3 protein-coding genes and 1 pseudogene are annotated in these 2,114 nt (G+C 63.5%); 1 reads left to right on the top strand and 3 read right to left on the bottom strand.

Annotation, left to right across the window (positions count from 1 at the left end; genetic code table 11):
- A partial coding sequence (locus A2J01_RS15545) for a hypothetical protein (RefSeq protein ID WP_064113053.1) occupies window positions 1-493 on the bottom strand: 493 nt, incomplete at its 3' end.
- Window positions 494-608: 115 nt separating this feature from the next.
- Between A2J01_RS15545 and A2J01_RS15540 the strand changes: the two genes are divergently transcribed.
- Window positions 609-1,154: a hypothetical protein gene (locus A2J01_RS15540; RefSeq protein WP_225320201.1), complete on the top strand. Its 546-nt coding sequence runs from the start codon at window positions 609-611 to the stop codon at window positions 1,152-1,154.
- Here the strand turns inward: A2J01_RS15540 and A2J01_RS15535 are convergent.
- Window positions 1,122-1,781 (bottom strand): enoyl-CoA hydratase-related protein, encoded by a 660-nt coding sequence (locus tag A2J01_RS15535; protein ID WP_064113052.1) that lies wholly within the window; start codon window positions 1,779-1,781, stop codon window positions 1,122-1,124. The two genes, A2J01_RS15540 and A2J01_RS15535, sit on opposite strands and share 33 nt — an antisense overlap.
- A pseudogene (locus A2J01_RS15530) lies at window positions 1,778-2,114 on the bottom strand (TetR/AcrR family transcriptional regulator); the annotation flags it as partial. The gene A2J01_RS15535 and the pseudogene A2J01_RS15530, both read right to left, overlap by 4 nt.

Genomic DNA, 2,114 nt, shown 5'->3' with positions numbered 1-2,114 from the left:
CGGGGTGGTGCCCGAACGCGGTGAACAGATCTCCGCAGAACAGCGTCGACGTCGTCTCCTCGAACATCAGGCCCGCGTCCCAACCGTGTGGGACGTGTGGGGTGTCGATGTGCCGGACTCGGCGGCTGCCGGTTTCGAGTACGTCGCCGTCCTGCAAGGGAAGTGGCGCCCGATCGGCCAGATCGTTGACCTGGACGAAGCACCCCATCGCACCGTGTGCAACTTGCGCTTCGGGGGCCGCCGCAAGCCAGGAGTTCATGGACCCGCATTCGTCGGCCTCGACGTGACCGAACGTGATCCATTTCAGACGGTCGATGTCGATCAGCGTGGAGAGTGCGTCGGAAGCCGAGGTGAACAACGCTCGCTGCCCGGTGTGGAAGAGCAAGGGTTCCTCGCCGTCGACGAGAAACTGGTTCATCGTGAGGTTCGCTTCGTCCACGAAGGTCGACAGTCGGTAGATGTCCGGCGCGATTTCGGTGATCGTGGTGGTCATCGCTGTGCTCCGATCAGGGCTGTTGTACATGTCGAGCTGTCTTCTCCAGCCTTCTCGCCGCCCCGCGCCTGCACAAGGTTCTGGACGTGCTTACGGCTCTGCAATAGTGGAGGACGTGTTCGTACTGCTGCTGACAGGCCCGCCGGGCGCGGGGAAGAGTTCCGTGCTGACCGCGCTTCACGATCGACTCGGCGAGGCCGGGGTGAGCAACGCGATGATCGAGGTGGACGAACTCGAGCGGTGCTATCCGCCGCTGGGGACCGAACGGGCAATCGCACACGTCGGGATGCTGTGTGCGTCGTACCGGGAAGCGGGGTACGAACTCCTGTTCCTCACGGCTACCGTCGAAGACGACGACTACGGGCGCGCCCTGCTGGCCGCGACCGGCGCCGAGGGGCACCTGCTGGCGCGCCTCGAGGCCGATCCGGATACGTTGCGTACCAGAATCATCGAACGTGAACCGGCCGGCTGGGCCGGGTTGGACGAGTTGGTGGAGGCGTCACAACTGCTGGCCGGTTCGATGCCGACGCTCAGTGGAGTCGACGTGGTTCTGAGCACCGAAGGCCGCGATCCCGAAAGTGTTGCCGACGATCTGGAAGCGGCTCTGCGAGAACACAGTCCGTCGCTTCTAGCCGTCGGTGTTCAGAGCGGTGACCACTGAAGTGAACATCGTCGACTTGATTGCCCCCAGTGTGCCCGCATTCTTCGGGCCGATCGGTGCAACCATTTCGATGGCCTTGGCGGTCAAAGCGTCGACGGATGCGGTGAAGTCCACCAAACCGGCTGCGAATGCGTCACTTCCGCCGTATCGCCGCCCCGTGGTCATGGCGACGATTGCCGACGCCGGGCTGAGTTTGGCCTGGATGAGAGCTGCCATTCCTTCGGTGAAGGGGATGTTGATGTCCACCTCCGGGAAGCAGTAGTAGCCGCGATCATCGCGCATGACGCGGTAATCGTGCGCGATGCCGAGCATGGCGCCGGCTCCGAAGGCGTGGCCGTTAATCGCCGCGACGGTGGGCATCGGGAACGTCAGCATCCGGGCGAACAGCGACTGCACCTGCTGCACATACCACTTCGCCTTGTCGCCGTTCGCGCCCAGCCAGTCGAGGTCGAGTCCGTTGGAGTAGAACTTGCCCGTCGCCGTGGTGACCAGGGCATGTGCGCTTTCGCTCAAAGCCTGGTCGAGTAGCTTGTCGACGGAATCGAGCCACTCCGGCGAGAATCGATTCTCGTCCTCGCCGAGATCGAGAACGGCGATCTTGTCTTCGAAGCGCAGAGTTGCGGTCATGATTGGCCTTTCCTGTTGCGTGGCTTGGGCAGTGGTGGGTCGAGATGCAGAACCGCTCGAACGGCGGCATCCAACCGCGCGCGTGCTGCGGCGTCGGGGACTCGCCAACCGTCGGCGCGTTTGGCGGGATGAATGAGTAATCCGGTAGGCAGGCCGACAACACAGGCCTCGATTGCCTCGACGGCTCTGCCGTCCTTGCGGCCCCAGAGCGCGGTCGACAACCGGATGAACAACTCGACCAGAGACCGGTCGAGTTGTGTGAGTTGCTCGGCGATGTCGGCAGGGACGTCGGTGCCGAGCAGTTCGTCACGCTGGATCGTCAACAGCAGCAAC

Source organism: Rhodococcus sp. EPR-134, assembly GCF_001647205.1.
Taxonomy (GTDB): Bacteria; Actinomycetota; Actinomycetes; order Mycobacteriales; family Mycobacteriaceae; genus Rhodococcus_F; species Rhodococcus_F qingshengii.
The sequence above is the reverse complement of the archived record's forward strand: the minus strand, read 5'-3'. Positions and strand labels throughout refer to the sequence as shown.